A 17861-nucleotide genomic window follows, 5' to 3' on the forward strand; every position below is an offset into this window, starting at 1 on the left:
CCACCCTGACCGGAGATCGCCCATGCCCCGCCCCTCGCCGCCCGAATTCTGGGACCGCATCGCGGACCGTTACGCCGCACGCCAGATGGGCAACCCCGAGGCTTACGAGGCCTCCATGGCCCGTGTGCTGGCGCATCTGACCCCGCAGGATCGCGTGCTGGAACTGGGCTGCGGCACCGGCACCACCGCGATCCGCCTGGCGGGGCATGTGGCCCATGTCACCGCCTCGGATTACGCGAGCGAGATGTGCCGCATCGCCCGCAGCCGCGCCGAGGAGGCCGGGGTGTCCAACCTTACCCTGCGTCAGGCCAGCGTCGAAGAGGCCCTGGCCGACGGGCCGTTCGACGCCGTCTGCGCCTTCAACCTGCTGCATCTGCTGCCCGATCTGCCTGCCACGCTGGCGCAAATCCATGCCGCTCTGCCCAAGGGCGGGCGTTTTGTCTCGAAAACCGTCTGCCTTGGCGGATCGTTGAAATATCGCGCGGTGGTGACCGTGCTGCAATGGGCCGGCGTGGTGCCAAGAATGCGTTTTGTCACCGCCGATGCGCTCGAGGCCGAGATCGCGAGCGCCGGGTTCGAGATCATCGAGACCGGCACCTATCCGGCCAGCCCGCCGGGCCGCCTGGTCTGTGCCCGCAAGCCCTGAGGCCCGCTGCGCCAGCTTGGCTTTGACAGGGGCCGCGCGCTGCGCATAGGTTTCGCGCGTTGTTTTTCGCCGCATGCCCCGAGGGTTCATGTCCGACCTGCCCGAGTTCTATTTCCGCATCCGCGAAAACGGGGCCGCCGTGTTCCGCGTCTCGACGGAAAACCGTCAGCGCCGGATCGAGATGGACGAGATCGCGGTGGTCAATATCCGCAACGGCAATGTCAAACCCCATGGCGACCACGTTCTGACCGCCGAGGAAAAGGCCGTGATCGCAGAGTGGATGCGCGAACGCCGCGCCGTTCTGGCGGATCGCGATATCGACGACATTCACCGCGCGGTGGATTACCTGAACCTCACCACGCATTGGGCGCAAAGCCGCGCCTCGGACGCGGATCTCGAGGATGTGACCGACCGGCTGTTGCTGGCGATGCACGATCTGCGCAGCGTCCTTGTGCGCAAGAAGGCCGATCGCATCATCGCCGGCTCGAAACGGCCGGATCAACCCGCGCGCTAGGCGTCATTCCTCGCCGAAGGCCTCGGCGGGGCGCGCGATCTCGACCCGGTCGACACCCGCGACGGGGCGATACATCTCGAGGCAGTTGCCCGGCCCGTCGAGGATCATCCAGACATCGCCTGTCGTCGTGCCGAAGCGGGCCGAGGCGCCCGCCTCCACGAACGCCATGTCGTGCAGGCTGCCATCGGGCGCGACCCAGGCCAGACCGCGGCCGCCTTCGGTGGCATTGACGAAGGTCACCGCCTGCGGCGTGCCGCCCGGCGTGGACACGACCTGTCCAGCCATGTCGCAGGCCATCGTGCCGGATTGCGCCGCGGCGGTGCCGCCCCCCGCAGGAAACAGCGTCACGCCATCCGGGTCAGGCTGCTGGTCCCCGAAATGCGCACATTCATAGAGGAACCGGCCAACGAGGTGCTGGTTGACGCTGACATCGACGGTGGCCGCCGGTTGCCCGTCGATGCCCCAACTCAGCACCGGGGCTGCCGCCAGGGCCAGGTTGAACGGGTCGGTCGGCGCCCGATCGATGAACACACCGCCGATGAAGGCATTGGCCCGCGTGGTCGCCGGCACGGTCGACGGGCTCAGCCCCTCGGGCGTGACGGTGAAGCTGACATCGGTCTCCAACGGGATCGGGCCGGGATCAGCCGCAAAGTCGAACGACACCTGCGGGCCCGAGGTCAACTCGCATCGCGCCTGCAGAACGACGTCGTCGGTTTCCGGAACACCCAAGGTAAGGGCCATGACCGTCTCCATCGGATTGGCCTGGATGTCGCGCAGATACACCCATTCATATCCGGTGACCTGCGCCTGAGCGGGAAGCGCGAGAGCGGCGAGGGCCGGGGCGAGGCGGGCGAAACGCATGTCGAAGGCTCCTCGGATCGGGCCGGACGGGGACCGGCGGTCGCGATCAAAGGCTACGCAGCGCCCCGCACCCCTGTCCAGCACCCGCTGCGGCCGGGGTCACGCCCCCGGCGGGATCGCGCCCATTTCGGGCGAAAACCGGCTGGTGATCACCATATCCTTGCGCGGCCCGCGCACGTGCCAGACAGTCTGCCAGCGCGGCCACTGCGCGAAATCATAGGTGACATCATAGATATCGGGGTCGCACCAGTGCCGGTCGCTCAGCGCGTCTTTCGCGACCCGGTGAAAGGGACGCCCATCGTCGAAATAGACCACGAGCGCGCCTGCCTCCGCACGCCAGAGATAGCTGCGCTCGGCCCGCATCGGCGCGCCGGCGCCATAGCGCAAAAGGCCCGTCTCCTCTTGGCGCAGCCCCACGCCATCGGGCCGCCAGACGGCCCGGCCATCGACATGCCCCGTCAGTCCGGCGCGCGCATCCTCGATCACGCGGGCAAGCGTCCAGCGCCCCTCGAGATCCTGCAGCCCGATCACGGCGGCGCGAACCGCCCGGCACTGGGGTTGCCGAGCGCATCGGTAAACCGGACGCCGTCGGCCCCGTCATAATCCAGCGTGTAGCAGGCCCAGTCGGCCACACGGCTCCAGCGTTGGCAGTATCGGTTGTCGATGACGCGCCATTCACCCACGCTGATCTGCCCCATCGCGGCTTCTTCGGCCCGGAAGACGGTGCGCCCTGTCGCGCCGAAAATCTGCCAGCCGACACGATCATAAAGCACCGTGCGCCCGGACAGGACGCCTTCGATCTCGGCATCGCCCAATGTGCGCCACTGGGCCAGCGCCGCACCCGGCAGAGCCACCAGCCCCAGCATCATCAGCGCCATCAGCATCCGTTGTTTCGCAGCGCGCACCCTGTCCCTCCCGGTTTGCCCCCCAAGAAAACCCACGGTCTGCACGACAACGCAAGGCCCCGGATGGATTGCGGGCCGGTTCGACGCGGGGGCGACGCATGGTCCGGCGTCATGCCGCGTCGTCGTCATCAAGGCCGAAATGGGCCGCCATGGCCGCGCTTCCGGCGGAAAAATCGGTCATGTCGAAATAGGGAATGTCGAGGTCACGGCACATGGTCTGCTGCCACCGCGACAGCCCGATCTGGCGCCCCACGATTTCGAGCGCCTCGTCCTCGTCGAGCCAGGCGAGGTTGTGGCTGCGCCCGGTCGGAGAGAGATGCGCCCCATCGCGGATGGCTTTCAGACGCTTTTTCGGCCAGGCACCTGGAAAGCCCAGGAAGACCGGCTCCAACCCGTGGGTGTCGCGCAACTCGGCCGCCAGTTTGGGCAGGATCCAGCCACCTTCCAGGACCGCGCGGGACCGGGCATCGATCAAATCGGTGATCAGTTGCCGGGCGATGAGGCGCGCCGCCTCGCGCGAGGTATCCTCGCACCGGGTCACGGTCTTGTAGCGCACGAAGTAGCGATCGAGGCGGATCACCCCCATCGACAGCGCCGCCCCGAGCCTTGCGGCCGCCACCGTCTTGCCGGCCCCGCGCGCGCCGGACAGCAGAATGAGACGCGGGGCCCCCGTGACAACGCCTCGCCCTGCACCGTCTTGCCCCATCTGCATGCACTGCCCCCTGTGTCGAGGGGCGAAATCCGGCCCTCGTGCGACCGCCATGCCCTGCGCGCGGCCCACGTGCCAGACGATCTGCGCACCGACCTTGTCGCCCCGCCCCCCGCGCCGTAAGAAAGCGCCTGAAAATCTCAAACGCAAGGCCCGCCGATGATCCCCCGTTACGCCCGCCCCGAGATGACCGCCATCTGGGAGCCCGCCACCAAGTTCCGCATCTGGTACGAGATCGAGGCCCATGCCTGCGACGCGATGGCCAGGCTGGGCGTGATCCCTCAGGAAAACGCCGATGCCGTCTGGAAAGCCAAGGATGTCGAGTTCGACGTGGCCCGCATCGACGAGATCGAGGCCGTCACCAAGCATGACGTCATCGCCTTTCTGACGCACCTCGCCGAGCATGTCGGGTCCGAGGAGGCGCGCTTCGTCCACCAGGGCATGACCAGTTCGGACGTGCTGGACACCTGCCTGAACGTGCAGCTGGTGCGCGCCGCCGACATCCTGCTGGCGGATATGGACAAGGTGCTGGCCGCGCTGAAAAAACGCGCCTTCGAACACAAGATGACCGTCCGCGTGGGCCGCAGCCACGGCATCCATGCCGAACCGACCACCATGGGCCTGACATTCGCCCGCTTCTACGCCGAGATGGACAGGGGCAAGGCGCGCCTGCAAGCCGCCCGGGACGAGGTCGCCACCGGCGCGATCTCGGGCGCGGTCGGGACCTTTGCCAATATCGATCCGCGCGTCGAAGAGCATGTCTGCGAGAAGCTGGGCCTGCGCCCCGAGCCGATCAGCACGCAGGTCATCCCGCGCGACCGCCACGCAATGTTCTTTGCCGTGCTGGGCGTGATCGCCAGCTCGATCGAGAATATCGCGATCGAGATCCGGCACATGCAGCGCACCGAGGTGCTGGAAGGGGCCGAGTTTTTCTCGATGGGGCAAAAGGGCTCCAGTGCCATGCCGCACAAGAAGAACCCGGTCCTGACCGAGAACCTGACCGGGCTGGCCCGGCTGGTGCGCATGACCGTGATCCCGGCGATGGAAAATGTCGCGCTTTGGCATGAACGCGACATCTCGCATTCCTCGGTCGAGCGCGGTATCGGGCCGGATGCAACCGTGACGCTGGATTTCGCCCTGAACCGTCTGGCGGGCGTGATCGACAAGATGCTGATCTTTCCCGAGAACATGCTGGAGAATATGAACAAGTTCGCCGGTCTGGTGATGAGCCAGCGCGTCCTTCTGGCCCTGACACAGGCCGGTGTCTCGCGCGAGGATGCCTATTCCATGGTGCAGCGCAACGCGCTGAAGGTCTGGGAAGAACGCCTCGATTTCCGCGAATTGCTGCTGGCCGATGAAGAGGTCGTCGCAGCCCTTGGCGAGGATGCCATCAACGAGAAATTCGACATGAGCTATCACACCAAGCATGTGGACACGATCTTTCAGCGGGTCTTCGGCGAAAGCTGATCGGCCACCCCTCCTGCCTGGAAAAAAGGCACCGAACCTGCCCCGCGGTGACACAGGGGCAGGTTCTTTTTTGCCTTTCCGCTGCGTCATGCTACGCTTCGTTCTGCACACGACGACCAGATCCTTTCCGACAGGAGACGCGAGATGACCAAGATCAAGACCTTGCTGGCCGCCGCCGCCCTGATGGCCGCCCCCGGCCTCGCCATGGCCGAATGCAGCTGGGGCAGCAGCCATGACATGACCATGAGCTGCGCCCAGGGCAGCACCTGGGACGCCGATAGCCAGGCTTGCGTGCCCACCGTCAGCAGCTGACCCTGCCACGGGCCTCGCGCCATTCTACCCCCGCGTCGGGAGATGTCCCGCACGCGGGGGTTTTCATGTCCGACCCCTGATATTTTAGGAAAACGCCGATCAATCCGACCCATCGTGTCAAACCCGTCTTAAGGGCTTGGCCCGATAGTGCCCATTGGGTGAGCGACGCGCCAATTGGCGCAAAACGGGTGGATGACATGGGCATGAGGCAGGATTTCGCCGCGCCGCGCGGTATCGACACAAGTGATGACAGGACCGACACTGAGGCGCGCGAAATCACGCCGCGTGCCCTGTCGCCCCGCGAAAAAGCCGCCGTGATCGTGCGGCTTCTGCTCAGCCAGGGCGTCTCGCCCGGGCTGGACCGTCTGACGCCCGCGCAGCAGGCGCAACTGGCGCGCACGATGGCGGGTCTTGGCAATATCGACCGCGCCACGCTGGCCCAGGTGGTGCGTGACTTCACAGGGCGCCTCGATCATCTGGCGCTGACCTTTCCCGCCGGGCTGAGCGACACGCTGTCGCTACTCGATGGACATATCTCGCCCATCGCGCGCGACGGGCTGCGCGCCGAGGCCGAGCTGGGCGATGCCACCGACCCATGGGCGCGTCTGGCCGCGATGGAGGCGGACCGCCTGCGCCCATTGCTGGAACGCGAAAGTGCCGAGGTCTGCGCGATCCTTCTGTCCAAACTGGGGGTCTCCAAGGCCGCCAGCCTGCTGGCCGATCTGCCACCCGATCGCGCGCAGGTCATCGCCCACGCGGTCGCGCTGACCGCCACGGTCACGCCCGAGATGGTCACCCGCATCGGCGAGCATCTGTTCCAGCAAATGACGACCACACCGCAGCCCGCCTTTCGCGCCAGCCCGGTGGACCGGGTCGGCGCGATTCTCAACGCGGTGACGGCCAGCGCACGCGACCAGCTCCTCGAAGGGCTGGACGAGCGCGACGCGGTTTTCGCCGCCGAGGTCCGCCGCGCGATCTTCACCTTCCTGCACATTCCAAAGCGGGTGGACCCCACCGATGTGCCGCGCATCCTGCGCCGGGTCGAACCCGATGCGCTGAACCTGGCGCTGGCCGCTGGCCTGCAGGCCGCCCCGATCACGGTCGAATTCCTGCTGGAAAACATGTCGAAACGCATGGCCGAACAGCTGCGCGACGAGGCCGAGGCCACCCCGACCCCGCGCGAGGCCGAGGGCGAGGCCGCCATGGCCGAGATCGTCGCGGCCATCCGTGCCCTGGAGGAAGAGGGCGAAATTCGTCTGATCCCGCCCGAGGACTAAAGGCGCAGCCGCTCGGCCAGGCCCATGGCGCGAAACCGCCGGTTGGTGTCATCCTGGTCGTATTCGGTCTCGATCCACCGCCGCATGGGAACGCCGCGCGCCTCGGCCGCCGCCAGATCGGCCATGAACAGGTCCAGAACCCCGGCCTTGGACCATTTGGCATGCAGCCGGCGCAAGGAAAGCTCGCGCTTGGCCTCTTGCGCCGGTACCCCCTGCTTGTGAATCAGGTACATCGCCGCCGCCAGGCCCGTGCGGTCGGCCCCGGATTTGCAGTGGATCAGAAGGGGCGACTCGATCTCGTCGAACAGGTCGAGCAGACTGAGCAGGCGCACGCGCTTGGGCGCGCGTTGCGCCGACAGCGGGATTTGCAGGAACACCATGCCGAAATCGCGGCAGGCCTCGGCCTCGAACAGGTAGGGCGCCACCGATTGCCCGCCGCGCAGGGTCAGCACATGGGTGATCCCCAGATCACGGTAGCGCTGCAACCGCCGGCGGCTGGGATGGTTCGACCGGTAGAGCGCCGGCGCGACCTGTGCGAAATTGTGCCACAAAGCGCGCAGCACGGCATGGTCGAAAAACTGGGTGTAGACATGGCTCAGGCGGCGCTGCGCGGGCGTGTCGATACGATGCGAGAACGCATCGCGCAGCCACCGGTTGAGCGTCTTGTTAGCGGACCGCCCCTTGGCGGCCTTGCGGGCGGCGCGCGCGTCGGGTGTCTCGGGCGCCTGTGGCGTCTGGGTTGTGTCGATCTCGGCCGGGGGGCCTGGTCGGGGCGTGTGGGTCATGTTGCGCGTCTGCCTTGCACCTGCGCCGACCGATCCCCCGTTGCCGGGCGGCCCGGACACGGCCTGCGCGCCCTCGTAAAGCAGGAACCGCAGCGGTTCAACATGGCCGTGACCTCGGGCGGCGCGGGTTTTTTCGGCGGGCGGAATGCGGCGGCCCCTTCTCTCGGGCGGGCTTAGCGCCTAGAGACGGGACAAAAGATGAGGCAAGCGATGGAACATGGCATGCGCGTGGCCCAACTGGTACCGGCCCTCGGCGATGGCGGTGTCGAACGCAGTGCGCTGGAAATGGCCGCGCACCTGTCTTCCGAAGGTGTGGAAAACTGGGTGGTCAGCGCGGGCGGGCGGCTTGAGGACGATCTGCTTGCCCTCGGCGGCGGACATCTGCGGCTGGAGATCGGGCGCAAGTCGCCGCTGGCCATCGCCGCCAACGCGCGCGCCCTAGCCCGCTGGATCGATGCGACCGGGATCGACGTGCTCCACGCCCGCAGCCGGGCGCCCGCCTGGGTCGGCTGGCGCGCCAGCCGGATCGCGCGGCGCAAGCCGGCCTTCCTGACGACGTTTCATGGCGTCTACGGGCACAAGGGCGTGCTGAAGCGCTGGTATAACAGCGCGATGCTGCGCGGCCCCGTCGTCATCGCCAATTCGCACTTCATCCGCGACCATCTTGAACGCGTCTATGGCGTGGATCGGCAGCGCGTCCTTGTCGCCCCGCGCGGGGTGGACCCCGCGCGCTTTGATCCCACCACCGTCCCGGCCGAGGACCGCGACATGCTGCGCGCGGAACTGGGGGCGGGGTTTGGCGACCATGTGCAGCCGCTCCTGGTGCTGGTCGCCCGGATCAGCCGGTGGAAGGGGCATGCCCTGCTGCTCGACGCGCTCGAGCAGGTGACAGACCGGCCCTGGCATCTGGCCTGTATTGGCGGCGCGGACTCGCAGACGCTGGAGGCCGACTTGAAGGCCCGCGTCGCCCAGGGGCCGCTGGCGGGTCGCGTCACCTTCACCGGCAGCCGCGCCGACATTCCGCAGATCCTGGCCAGCGCCGATCTGGCCTTTTCCGTCTCGACCGCGCCCGAGGCGTTCGGCCGCTCGGTGATCGAGGCCGGCGCGATGCAGACCGCCGTGATCGGGGCGGCCCATGGCGGCACGCTGGAAACGTTGGTCGATGGCAAGACCGGCTGGCTGTTTCCCCCCGGCGATGCCGTCGCCCTCGCTGCGCGCATTCGCGTGGCCCTGTCCGACCCCCATAGCGCGCGGGCAATGGGGCGTGCCGGCCGCACCCATGTGCTGACCCATTTCACCACGCGCCACACGCTGGCCGCCGAGATCGAAGGCTACCGCCGCGCCCTTGCCCAAGGGCGCCCGGCATGAGCGCCGCCCCAAGGGTCTGGATTTTGGGCGATGGCCGGATCGGGCATGCCGTGCCGATGATCGGCGTCGCCGAGCGGGCGGGCTGGGCGTATGATCTGCGACAGGTGGCCCCGCGCAAACCGTTCGAACTGCTGGCCCCATTCGGCCCGATCGACCCGGCCGAGGGACCGGCGCGCACGGGAAGCCCTCTGGCCCCGCCCTACCCCGATATCTGCATGGCCTCGGGGCGGCGCACGATCCCGTATCTGCGCCATCTCAAGCGCGTCTCGCCCGACACGTTCACCGTGCTGTTTCGCATGCCCCGCACCGCGCGGCATGGTGCGGACCTGATCGTGGTGCCCGAGCATGACGGGTTCGAGGCGCGCAATTCCATCAGCATACCGGTCCTGCCGCACCGATTCTCGCCCGAAAGACTGGCCAAGGCGCGCACCGCGCCGCCGCCCACGCTGGCGGCCCTGCCCCATCCGCGTATCGCCGTGCTGATCGGCGGCGACAGCCGGCACCACAAGTTCACCACGGCCGACACCGCGCGCCTGACCAAGGGTTTGCGCGATCTGGCCGACAGTGGCGCGGGGCTGATGGTGACGCTCTCGCGGCGCACGCCAGCGGCCCTCGCGGCCGCCCTCACCCATCTGGGGGGCGCCGAAAACGTCTTTGTCTGGGATGGCTCGGGCGACAATCCCCTGACTGCGATGCTGGCGCTTGCCGACTCCATCGTGGCCACGGCCGATTCCACCAACATGGTGGGCGAGGCCGCCGCCACGGGCCGCCCCATCCATCTGTTTCACCCGACGGGCGGGCACGCCAAGATGACGCGCTACTACGACATCCTGTCCAAATCCGCCGTGATCCGCCCCTTTCCGGGCGAGATTGGCGGCGCGCCCTACCCGCCCCTCGACCCCACGGACCAGGTTGCAGGCGAGATCCTGATGCGGTTTCACGCGTGCCGCCCTCGCAAGACCGCTTGACGTCACGCCCCGCACACGGGAAGGAACGTCGCGATGACCCAAAGCCAGCCCAACGACCCCCGTCAAACCGTGATCTGCCTGAAATGGGGCGATCGCTACGGCCCCGAATACGTCAACCGGATGTACCGCATGGTCAGCCGCAACACCGCGCGCCCCTTGCGGTTCGTCTGTTTCACCGACGACCCCACCGGCATCGGCGAGGGAGTCGAGGTCAAGCCCATGCCGCCCTTCGACCTGCCCGAGCGGATGCGCTTTCACCCGTTCCGCCGGATGTTCCTGTTTCAGGAGACACTCGACGACCTGACCGGCCCGCTGCTGCATCTGGATCTTGACCTGCTGGTCACCGGCTCGATCGACCCGCTCTTCGATCACAAGCCCGAGGCGCGTTTCGTCGTGGCCGAGAACTGGACGCAAAAGGGCCAAGGCATTGGCAACATGTCGGTCTTTCGCTTCAACGTCGGCGAATTGACCGAGGTGTGGGACCGCTTTCGCCCCGATCCCGGCGCGATGATGGATCTGTATCGCAACAGCCAGACTTTTGTCTGCCGCACCCTGGGCGAGGTCGCGTTTTTCCCCGGCGCGTGGGTCCTGTCCTTCAAGCATTCGCTGGTGCCGCCCTGGCCTCTGCGCTTTTTCCAGACGCCGCGCCTGCCCGAGGATGCGATCACCGTTGCCTTCACCGGCAAGCCCGATATCGACGAGGCCGCGCGCGGCGAATGGCCAGTGCGCGCTGCGTGGAAAAAGTTGTATAAACACGTGCGCCCCACCCCCTGGATCGCCGAGCACTGGCGCTGAGCGGAGAGAGGCCATGCCCATCGCCGTCATCCAAGGCAAGGTGGTCGTCTTTGCCCATGTGCCCAAGACCGGCGGGTCGTCGGTCGAGCGGTATCTGTCGGATCACGGGATGATGGGGCTGAAATCGGATCGTCGGATCAGGGGCTTTCCCTGTTCGATGCAGCATCTGCATTCCGACGCGCTGGCGGCGATGGTCGAGGTCGACAAGGCCGATCTGAATGTGATGCTGGTGCGCCACCCCGTCGCCCGTATCGCCAGCGAATACCGCTACCAGATGCGAAAGCGTGGCTGGCTGCGCGACAGGCTGAGCTTTTCGGGCTGGCTGCGCTATACGCTGACGCGGCGCGCCCTGAACCCGTATTACCGCGACAACCATTTCCGCCCGCAGCACGAATTTGAATTGCCGGGCGCCGAGGTGTTCCGGTTCGAGGATGGCGTGGATACCTGCATCGCCACGCTGGCCGAGCGCTTGGGCACGCCTGCGCCCGCCACCTCGATCCGTGAAAAACCCTCGCCCAGGCGCGACTTTGCCTTCACCGCGCGCGATCTGGCGCGTATCGAAACGGTCTATGCGCAGGATTTCGCGCGCTACGGCTACGAGATGGGGCGCGACGCCCTGTTGGAGGCGGGGCTGAGCGCCGATATGATCCCATGATGACCACGACAGACTCTCACACGAACGCCGCCCCGGCGGAAAAGGTCTTTGTCATCGGCCTGTCCAAGACGGGCACGACGACGATGAAGGACATGCTCACGACCTTGGGATACCGCGTACGCGGCCCGTCCAAGACCCTGCTGGCCAAGATCCGCGCGGGCCATCCAGAGGCCGCGCTGCCGGTGATGGAGGAATACGACGCCTTCGAGGATTGGCCCTGGCCGCTTGTCTATCGCCAAGCCCACGACATCTACGGCGACCGCGCGCGGTTCATCCTGACGGTGCGGCGCGATGAGGACACCTGGTTCCGCTCGATCGAGCAGCACGGCTATGGCACCGGCCTGACGAAATCGATGAAAGATGCCTATGGCTACTACCGGCCCTTTGGACGCAAGGCAGAGTTCACCAAACTCTACCGCGATCACAACGCCGCCGCGCGGGCCTTTTTCGCCGACAAGCCACATCTTTTCACCGAGTTCTGCCTCGAACAAGGCGACAGCTGGGACAAGCTGTGCCCGTTCCTCGGCCACCCGGTGCCCACGGACATGCCCACGCCGCATCGCAACAAGACGGCCCGGGGAAAGCGGGCGCTGAACCGCAAGCTGAACGCCTTGATCGCCCCGATCTACGCGCGCCTTCCCTGACCTGCGCAACGAAAAGGACATCCCGTGCCCGAGACCACGACACACGCGGCGTGATCTACATTGCCGCCGGGGCCGATTTCGTCGCCGATGCCTGCGCCTCGGCCCGCTCGGTCCGGGAAAACAGCCCCGGCGTGGCCATCGACCTGTATTGCGATGCGCCGGATACGGTCGAGGACAGGCTGTTCGATCAGGTCCATGTCATCGAGAACCCGCACAAACGATCCAAGGTCGATTACATCTGGCAAAGCCGCTTTGACCGGGTGCTCTACCTCGACAGCGATACGCGCATTGTCGCCGATATCTCGAACCTGTTCGAACTGCTGGACCGGTTCGACATCTGCGCCAATCACGCCCATTCGCGCGAACGTCCCTCGACCAACCAGACCTGGCGCACCGAAATCCCGAAATGCTTTCCCCAGATGAACGGGGGCGTGCTGCTGTTTCGCAATTCCGACGCCGTCAAGGCGATGCTGCGTGACTGGGCCGAGGCCTATCACGGCGCGGGCTTCACCCGCGATCAGGTCACGTTGCGGGAATTGATCTGGCTGTCGGACCTGCGCCTTTTCATCCTGCCGCCGGAATACAACATCCGATACGCCAAGTATCTCGAGGTCTGGGACGAGAACGAGGCGCATCCCAAGATCCTGCATTACCCGGATTACAAAAGTCAGAAGACAAGCAAGCTGAAACACGCGTGGGACAAGATGCGCGGCAAGGCTTGAGGTCTCAGAACGCCATCCCGAACAGCGCAATCTCGCGCGCATAGCGTCGGCGCACGATTTCGGCTGTCTCGTCGGTATAGAAGTCGCGGTAGTCGCGCTTGGCCTTGGCGCGGAAATTGCCCTTGGCGCGCGGCAATTCTGGCACCTGTTCGACCCCGAGGCTCTGCACGAAAGCCGCGAAATCTTCGGCCAGGGTTTCGTAGCGCAGGACGGTATCGGCAACGCTGTGGCCCTTGATCGCGTAGATCTCGAAGGTCTTCATTTCGGGGCGCCAGACGCGGCGGCGCACGAAGCTGTCAAAGCTCGGCTTGTCGCTCAACCGTCGCGTCGCCCAGAAATAAAGCGATACCTCGCGGTCCCAGGCGTTCCGCACGATGGTCACCTTGCGGTAGGCATCGAACTGCGCGGGGTTCATGCGCCGACGCACGAGGGCGGCGGGCATATGCTGGAAATAGGAAAAGCCCGACCGCCGCGCCCGCGCGCCCAGCCGATGCAGCAGGGCCGCGCCCCAGGGGCGGTAGGCAGGCGGCACGTCGAAATTCTGCGGCCCGCGCCGCAGGTCGCTGTCGCCGCGTTCCTCGGCATTCATTCGTGTGATGACGTCGTCGGGGCCGCAGATTTCCGACAGCGCCAGCTCGACACTGCTGCCGGCCGTCTTCTGCGTCTTGAGAAAGATGAATGCGTGGCGGTGCGAAATGATCATGGCGCAAGGCGGTTTGAGGGCGGCCATGACGGCCCGGCGGCGCCCGCAGGCTTACGCGCCGCCCCGCCGCTTGTCCAGTTGGCCGCGCCGCCCCGCCGCTTGTCCAGTTGGCCGCGCCGCCCCGCCGCTTGTCTTGCGCAGACCGGATCGTTATCACCCCCGCAATTCACACCGCGCGCGAAGACAGCGCCACATCCCCCCGGTGATGCCCCGATGAAGAGCCTGCGCCTCCTCTACCACCGTGCGATCAGCGATCGCCACAACGCCCGCGTGCTGTCGCCCTATGCCACCCCGCACGATCACCCGATGCTGGCCAACACACCCGACCACGCCAGGAATGCGGTGTTGTCGCGCTGTTTCTACTTTCCCAAGCAGGGGATGTATTACGCCCGCATCCCCAAGAACGCCAATTCCACCATCGCCAAGACGCTGGCGACCCATGCCGGGGTGCATCGGCAGGATGACGAGGGGCGGCTGGCCAAGAACATCTTCAACCGCATCCCCACGCCCGAACAGTTCCGGGATGCCAAGAAGATCGTTTTCCTGCGCGATCCGGTGGTGCGCGCGCTTTCCGGCTGGAAGGACAAGGGGTTCGGCAAAAGCTTTCTGCGCCGCTTCAAATTCGCCGGGGACGAGGTGACGCCGCCGACCTTCTTGCAGTTCCTGCAGGCGCTGGAAGCCAATCATTTCTACACCAACGCGCATTTCCTGCCGCAGGTCGAGCTGATCCCCGGCACTCTGTCGGACTACAAGGTCTATGTGATCGAGGATCTCGAGGCCGGGCTGCGCGAGATCTGCGAAGAGGTCTTCGGTCGCTACGACGGGCTGACCCAGAACATACCGGCCGGACCGGGGCGAAATCCGCCCGCGACAAGATCGGGGACGAGGAAATGGCCGTGATCCGGCGCCTCTACGCCGATGACATCGCGCTTTACGCCTCGGTCACGGGGCAAGGCGCGTAAGGGCGGCTGTTCCGGGGGCTGTTCGTGCCTATATCCCCCCCATGGTTCTGGAATTCACCGAAGCTGGCATCTACTGCCCGGCGGCCGATGCCCATATCGACCCGTGGCGGCCGGTCAAGCGCGCGCTGATCACGCACGGCCATGCCGATCATGCCCGCTGGGGCCATGGAGCCTACCTGGCGACCGAGGCCGCCGCGCCGGTGATCCGCCACCGTCTGGGTGATATTCGCCTGCAAACCACCCCCTATGGCGCGGTTCACCAGATCGGCGATGCACGGATCAGCTACCACCCCGCCGGTCATGTCCCCGGCTCGGCCCAGATCCGTGTCGAGGTGGGGGGCGAGGTCTGGGTCGCCTCGGGCGATTACAAGACCGTCGATGACGGCCTGTCCGAGCCGTTCGAGCCGGTGCGCTGCCACAGCTTCATCACCGAATCTACCTTTGGCCTGCCGATCTACACCTGGACACTGCAGGACGTCCTGGCCGCCGAGTTGAACCAGTGGTGGGCCGACAGCGCGGCGGCGGGCAAGCGTGCCGTCCTCGGCGTCTATGCCTTGGGCAAGGCACAGCGCATCCTGCGGCTGCTTGAGGCCTCCCTCGGCCCGATCCTGACCCATGGCGCGGTCGAGGCCGTCACGCAGGTGCTGCGCGACCAGGGGATCGCCCTGCCCGAGACCGTCCAGATCACGGCAGACACGGACCTCAAGCAATTTCCCGGCGCGATGGTGCTGGCGCCCCCTTCGGCGCTGGGGTCCGCCTGGATGCGCAAGCTTGGGCCGGTCTCGACCGGCTTTGCCTCGGGGTGGATGCGTCTGCGCGGTGTGCGACGCAGGCGGGCGGCCGACCGGGGCTTTGTCGTGTCCGACCATGCCGATTGGGACGGTCTGAACAGCGCCATCGCCGCCACCGGGGCATCCCGCGTCTATGTCACCCACGGCTACACGGCGCAGTTTTCGCGGTGGCTGTCCGAGCAGGGCTATGACGCCGGGGTGGTCGAAACGGAATTCGGGGGCGAAACCCTGGATGAAACGGATACCGACAACACAAGGACCCAAGATGACTGACCTGACCTTCACGGATCGGCTTTTTCGCGACATGGCGCGTTACGTGGACAAGCCGACGCTGGCCTATGTCCCGTCGCAAAAGGCGCTGCGGGTGCTATTTGCCGTCTCGGTCCTGATGGGGGGCAAGACACCGCGCGGCACATCGGTGGAAAGCGATCGGCGCGACGGGTTGATCGTGACGCCGCGGGGCGTGGGCCCCGACGCGCCGCTGCTGTTCTATGTTCACGGCGGCGGCTTTACCATCGGCAGCCCGCGCACCCACCTCGCCCTGGCCAGCCATATCGCGGCGGCCGCCGGCATGCGCCTGCACATGCCGGGCTATCCGTTGGCCCCCGAGCATCCCTTTCCCGCCGCCGCCGAGGCCATCCTTACAGCTTATCGCAGCCATTGCGACGCGGGCGATGCGCCTGCGGCCATCGCCGGCGACAGCGCGGGTGGCAACCTTGCGATGGTGACCGCGATGGCCGCGCGCGACACGGGGCTGCCCTTGCCGCGCGCCATCGCCCTGATCGCCCCGGCGCTGGATTTGACCGGCGACATTCAGGCCCGCGCCGATGCGGCCCCCGCCGAATACCTGATCCCCGCGGCCTGGGCCAAGCGGGTCTTCGACGCCTACCTGGACGGGGCCGACCCGGCCGATCCGCGCCTCAGCCCGCTGAAGGGTGACCTGTCCGGCCTGCCGCCGATCATGGTGCAGGCCAATGATGGCGAGGCACTGGCCGAGGACGCCCGCGCCCTGGCCGAGCATGTGCCCGGCACACGGCTCGACCTGTGGCACGGGGTGCAGCATGTCTGGCAGTTGCGCGCCGGCACGACGCCCGCAGGCACCCGCGCCTGCGCCGAGATGGGCGCCTGGATCAAGGAGACTTCGGCGCGATGAAACACTTTGCCGCGATGTTCACGCGGCTGGATCAGACCACCTCGACCAAGGCCAAGACCGAGGCGCTGGCGGCCTATTTCCGCAACGCCCCCGAGGCCGACCGCCTGTGGTGCATCGCGCTTTTGTCGGGCCGCCGCCCGCGCCGAACGATTACCACGACCAAGCTGCGCGAATGGGCGGCCGAGCGCGCGGGCATCCCCCTTTGGCTGTTCGAGGCGTGCTACCCCGTGGTAGGCGACTTGTCAGAGACCATCGCGCTGGTCCTGCCCCCCAACACGCGCGAGGCCGACCTCAGCCTGGCCGACTGGATCGCCCGTCTGCGCGCGCTGGACGGGGCCGAGGATGACGCGCGCAAGGCGGCCATCCTGGACGCCTGGGACAGTTTGGGACCGGTGGAGCGATTTGTTTTCAACAAGTTGCTGACAGGCGGCTGGCGCATGGGGGTCAGCCAGAAACTGATGACCCGTGCGCTGGCGCAGGCCACCGGCATCGACGAGGCCGAACTGACCCACCGGCTGATGGGCGATTGGTCGCCCGACAGCGTGACCTGGAACTCCCTGATCGAGGCGCCCGACCCGACCGCCGACCTGTCGCGCCCCTACCCGTTCTACCTCGCCTATCAGTTGGAGGATGCGCCCGAGGATCTGGGCGATGTCACCGAATGGCTGGCCGAGCGCAAATGGGACGGCATCCGCGGCCAGCTGATCCTGCGCGGGGGCGAGCATTGGCTGTGGTCGCGCGGTGAGGATCTGATGACCGACCGCTTCCCGGAACTGGCGCAGTTGCGCGATTTCGTCCCCGAGGGGACCGTGATCGACGGCGAGGTGCTGGCCTGGGATGCCGAGGGCAAGCGCCCCCTGCCCTTTGCCCGGTTGCAGCCGCGCATCGGGCGCAAGACGGTGCCGAAAAAGCTGCTGAAAGAGGCCCCCGTCATCGTCATGGCCTATGACCTGCTGGAATGGGGCGGCGCGGATTGGCGCGACCGGCCCCTGTCCGAGCGGCGCGCGCAGCTCGACCGTCTTGTACAAGACTTGCCCGAGGGCGCGCCATTGCGCCTGTCCCCGTCGGTCGCGGCGGACACATGGGGCGATCTGGCCGAGGCCCGCGCCATCAGCCGCGAGATCGGGGCCGAGGGACTGATGCTGAAACGCCGCGCCGCGCCCTATCTTGCCGGCCGCAAGAAAGGCGACTGGTGGAAATGGAAGGTCGATCCCCTGACCATCGACGCGGTGATGATCTATGCGCAGGCCGGCTCGGGGCGTCGGGCGACCCTTTATACCGATTTCACATTCGCCGTCTGGGACGGGGACGCGCTTGTGCCCTTCACCAAGGCCTATTCCGGCCTGACGGACGCCGAGTTTCGCAAGATCACCGCCTGGGTGCGCAAGAACACGACCGACCGCTTCGGCCCCGTGCGGGCGGTCAAGCCACACCACGTGTTCGAGATCGCCTTCGAAGGCATCCAGGAAAGCCCGCGCCACAAGTCCGGCGTTGCATTGCGCTTTCCCCGCATGGCCCGTTGGCGACAGGACAAGCCCGTGTCCGAGGCCAACACGCTGGACGACCTCAAGGCGATGTTGGCGCAATACGGCTGATGCCCTGACCTGCATCAAGGCGACTCGGT

General features: G+C 66.8%; 21 protein-coding genes. 15 read left to right on the forward strand and 6 right to left on the reverse strand.

The features are described from left to right. Positions 1 to 22: 22 nt before the first annotated feature. Positions 23 to 646 carry a class I SAM-dependent methyltransferase gene (locus ROSELON_RS15315; RefSeq protein WP_025313184.1) on the forward strand — a complete coding sequence of 208 codons (624 nt, stop codon included), beginning with the start codon at positions 23 to 25 and terminating at the stop codon, positions 644 to 646. A gap of 88 nt (positions 647 to 734) precedes the next feature. Continuing rightward, complete coding sequence (locus tag ROSELON_RS15320; RefSeq protein WP_025313185.1) at positions 735 to 1160, forward strand: hypothetical protein; 426 nt, start codon at positions 735 to 737, stop codon at positions 1158 to 1160. Between the two features lie 3 nt (positions 1161 to 1163). Here the strand turns inward: ROSELON_RS15320 and ROSELON_RS15325 are convergent, their stop codons facing one another. The 4 genes from ROSELON_RS15325 to ROSELON_RS15340 all read right to left on the reverse strand — a co-directional run bounded on the left by ROSELON_RS15325 (position 1164) and on the right by ROSELON_RS15340 (position 3638). Continuing rightward, entirely contained in the window at positions 1164 to 2021 is an 858-nt protein-coding gene (locus tag ROSELON_RS15325) for a hypothetical protein (RefSeq protein ID WP_025313186.1), read from the reverse strand. Between the two features lie 99 nt (positions 2022 to 2120). Then, positions 2121 to 2552, reverse strand: a complete 432-nt coding sequence (locus ROSELON_RS15330; RefSeq protein WP_025313187.1) for a DUF6314 family protein — start codon at positions 2550 to 2552, stop codon at positions 2121 to 2123. Next, positions 2549 to 2926, reverse strand: a complete 378-nt coding sequence (locus tag ROSELON_RS15335) for a hypothetical protein (protein ID WP_025313188.1) — start codon at positions 2924 to 2926, stop codon at positions 2549 to 2551. Before ROSELON_RS15335 ends, ROSELON_RS15330 begins: the two co-directional genes overlap by 4 nt. Positions 2927 to 3035: 109 nt before the next feature. Then, positions 3036 to 3638, reverse strand: coding sequence for a DEAD/DEAH box helicase family protein (locus ROSELON_RS15340; RefSeq protein ID WP_025313189.1), 603 nt, complete (start codon positions 3636 to 3638; stop codon positions 3036 to 3038). Positions 3639 to 3794: 156 nt separating this feature from the next. On the opposite strand from ROSELON_RS15340, the gene purB reads away from it, so the two are divergent. The 3 genes from purB to ROSELON_RS15350 all read left to right on the forward strand — a co-directional run bounded on the left by purB (position 3795) and on the right by ROSELON_RS15350 (position 6691). Beyond that, complete coding sequence (purB, locus tag ROSELON_RS15345) at positions 3795 to 5102, forward strand: adenylosuccinate lyase (protein WP_025313190.1); 1308 nt, start codon at positions 3795 to 3797, stop codon at positions 5100 to 5102. Between the two features lie 144 nt (positions 5103 to 5246). Continuing rightward, positions 5247 to 5414 carry a hypothetical protein gene (locus ROSELON_RS18260; protein ID WP_156945958.1) on the forward strand — a complete coding sequence of 56 codons (168 nt, stop codon included), beginning with the start codon at positions 5247 to 5249 and terminating at the stop codon, positions 5412 to 5414. 203 nt (positions 5415 to 5617) lie between these two features. After that, complete coding sequence (locus tag ROSELON_RS15350) at positions 5618 to 6691, forward strand: FliG C-terminal domain-containing protein (RefSeq protein WP_198020767.1); 1074 nt, start codon at positions 5618 to 5620, stop codon at positions 6689 to 6691. On the opposite strand, the gene ROSELON_RS15355 is transcribed toward ROSELON_RS15350, so the two are convergent. Next, positions 6688 to 7476, reverse strand: coding sequence for a phosphatase domain-containing protein (locus ROSELON_RS15355; RefSeq protein ID WP_025313192.1), 789 nt, complete (start codon positions 7474 to 7476; stop codon positions 6688 to 6690). The two genes, ROSELON_RS15350 and ROSELON_RS15355, sit on opposite strands and share 4 nt — an antisense overlap. 210 nt (positions 7477 to 7686) lie before the next feature. Here ROSELON_RS15355 and ROSELON_RS15360 point away from each other — a divergent pair, with 210 nt between their 5' ends. Genes ROSELON_RS15360 through ROSELON_RS15385 form a run of 6 tightly spaced genes read left to right on the forward strand, consistent with a single transcriptional unit; the run spans position 7687 to position 12628 of the window. After that, entirely contained in the window at positions 7687 to 8844 is a 1158-nt protein-coding gene (locus ROSELON_RS15360) for a glycosyltransferase family 4 protein (protein ID WP_025313193.1), read from the forward strand. Further along, a complete protein-coding gene (locus ROSELON_RS15365; protein ID WP_025313194.1) occupies positions 8841 to 9812 on the forward strand; it encodes a mitochondrial fission ELM1 family protein in 972 nt (323 codons plus the stop codon). Before ROSELON_RS15360 ends, ROSELON_RS15365 begins: the two co-directional genes overlap by 4 nt. A gap of 33 nt (positions 9813 to 9845) precedes the next feature. Next, a complete protein-coding gene (locus ROSELON_RS15370) occupies positions 9846 to 10607 on the forward strand; it encodes a hypothetical protein (RefSeq protein ID WP_025313195.1) in 762 nt (253 codons plus the stop codon). 13 nt (positions 10608 to 10620) lie between these two features. Next, entirely contained in the window at positions 10621 to 11262 is a 642-nt protein-coding gene (locus ROSELON_RS15375; protein ID WP_025313196.1) for a sulfotransferase family 2 domain-containing protein, read from the forward strand. Next, a complete protein-coding gene (locus tag ROSELON_RS15380) occupies positions 11259 to 11906 on the forward strand; it encodes a sulfotransferase family protein (RefSeq protein WP_038650487.1) in 648 nt (215 codons plus the stop codon). The genes ROSELON_RS15375 and ROSELON_RS15380 overlap by 4 nt, the downstream gene beginning before the upstream one ends. A gap of 50 nt (positions 11907 to 11956) precedes the next feature. After that, positions 11957 to 12628, forward strand: coding sequence for a glycosyltransferase family protein (locus ROSELON_RS15385; RefSeq protein ID WP_051508427.1), 672 nt, complete (start codon positions 11957 to 11959; stop codon positions 12626 to 12628). Between the two features lie 4 nt (positions 12629 to 12632). On the opposite strand, the gene ROSELON_RS18475 is transcribed toward ROSELON_RS15385, so the two are convergent. Beyond that, on the reverse strand, positions 12633 to 13331 hold the full coding sequence (locus ROSELON_RS18475) for a sulfotransferase family 2 domain-containing protein (RefSeq protein WP_025313198.1): 699 nt from the start codon (positions 13329 to 13331) through the stop codon (positions 12633 to 12635). Between the two features lie 213 nt (positions 13332 to 13544). On the opposite strand from ROSELON_RS18475, the gene ROSELON_RS18480 reads away from it, so the two are divergent. The 4 genes from ROSELON_RS18480 (at position 13545) to ROSELON_RS15410 (ending at position 17832) form a co-directional block, all read left to right on the forward strand. Continuing rightward, the gene (locus tag ROSELON_RS18480) at positions 13545 to 14231 is read left to right on the forward strand and encodes a sulfotransferase family 2 domain-containing protein (protein ID WP_025313199.1); all 687 of its coding nucleotides are present in this window, start codon (positions 13545 to 13547) and stop codon (positions 14229 to 14231) included. 103 nt (positions 14232 to 14334) lie between these two features. Then, positions 14335 to 15357 (forward strand): ligase-associated DNA damage response exonuclease, encoded by a 1023-nt coding sequence (locus tag ROSELON_RS15400; RefSeq protein ID WP_038650490.1) that lies wholly within the window; start codon positions 14335 to 14337, stop codon positions 15355 to 15357. Then, a complete protein-coding gene (locus ROSELON_RS15405; RefSeq protein WP_025313201.1) occupies positions 15350 to 16237 on the forward strand; it encodes an alpha/beta hydrolase in 888 nt (295 codons plus the stop codon). Before ROSELON_RS15400 ends, ROSELON_RS15405 begins: the two co-directional genes overlap by 8 nt. Continuing rightward, positions 16234 to 17832 (forward strand): ATP-dependent DNA ligase, encoded by a 1599-nt coding sequence (locus ROSELON_RS15410; RefSeq protein ID WP_025313202.1) that lies wholly within the window; start codon positions 16234 to 16236, stop codon positions 17830 to 17832. Before ROSELON_RS15405 ends, ROSELON_RS15410 begins: the two co-directional genes overlap by 4 nt. Positions 17833 to 17861: the final 29 nt, after the last annotated feature.

The organism is Roseibacterium elongatum DSM 19469 (assembly GCF_000590925.1).
Lineage (GTDB): Bacteria > Pseudomonadota > Alphaproteobacteria > Rhodobacterales > Rhodobacteraceae > Roseibacterium > Roseibacterium elongatum.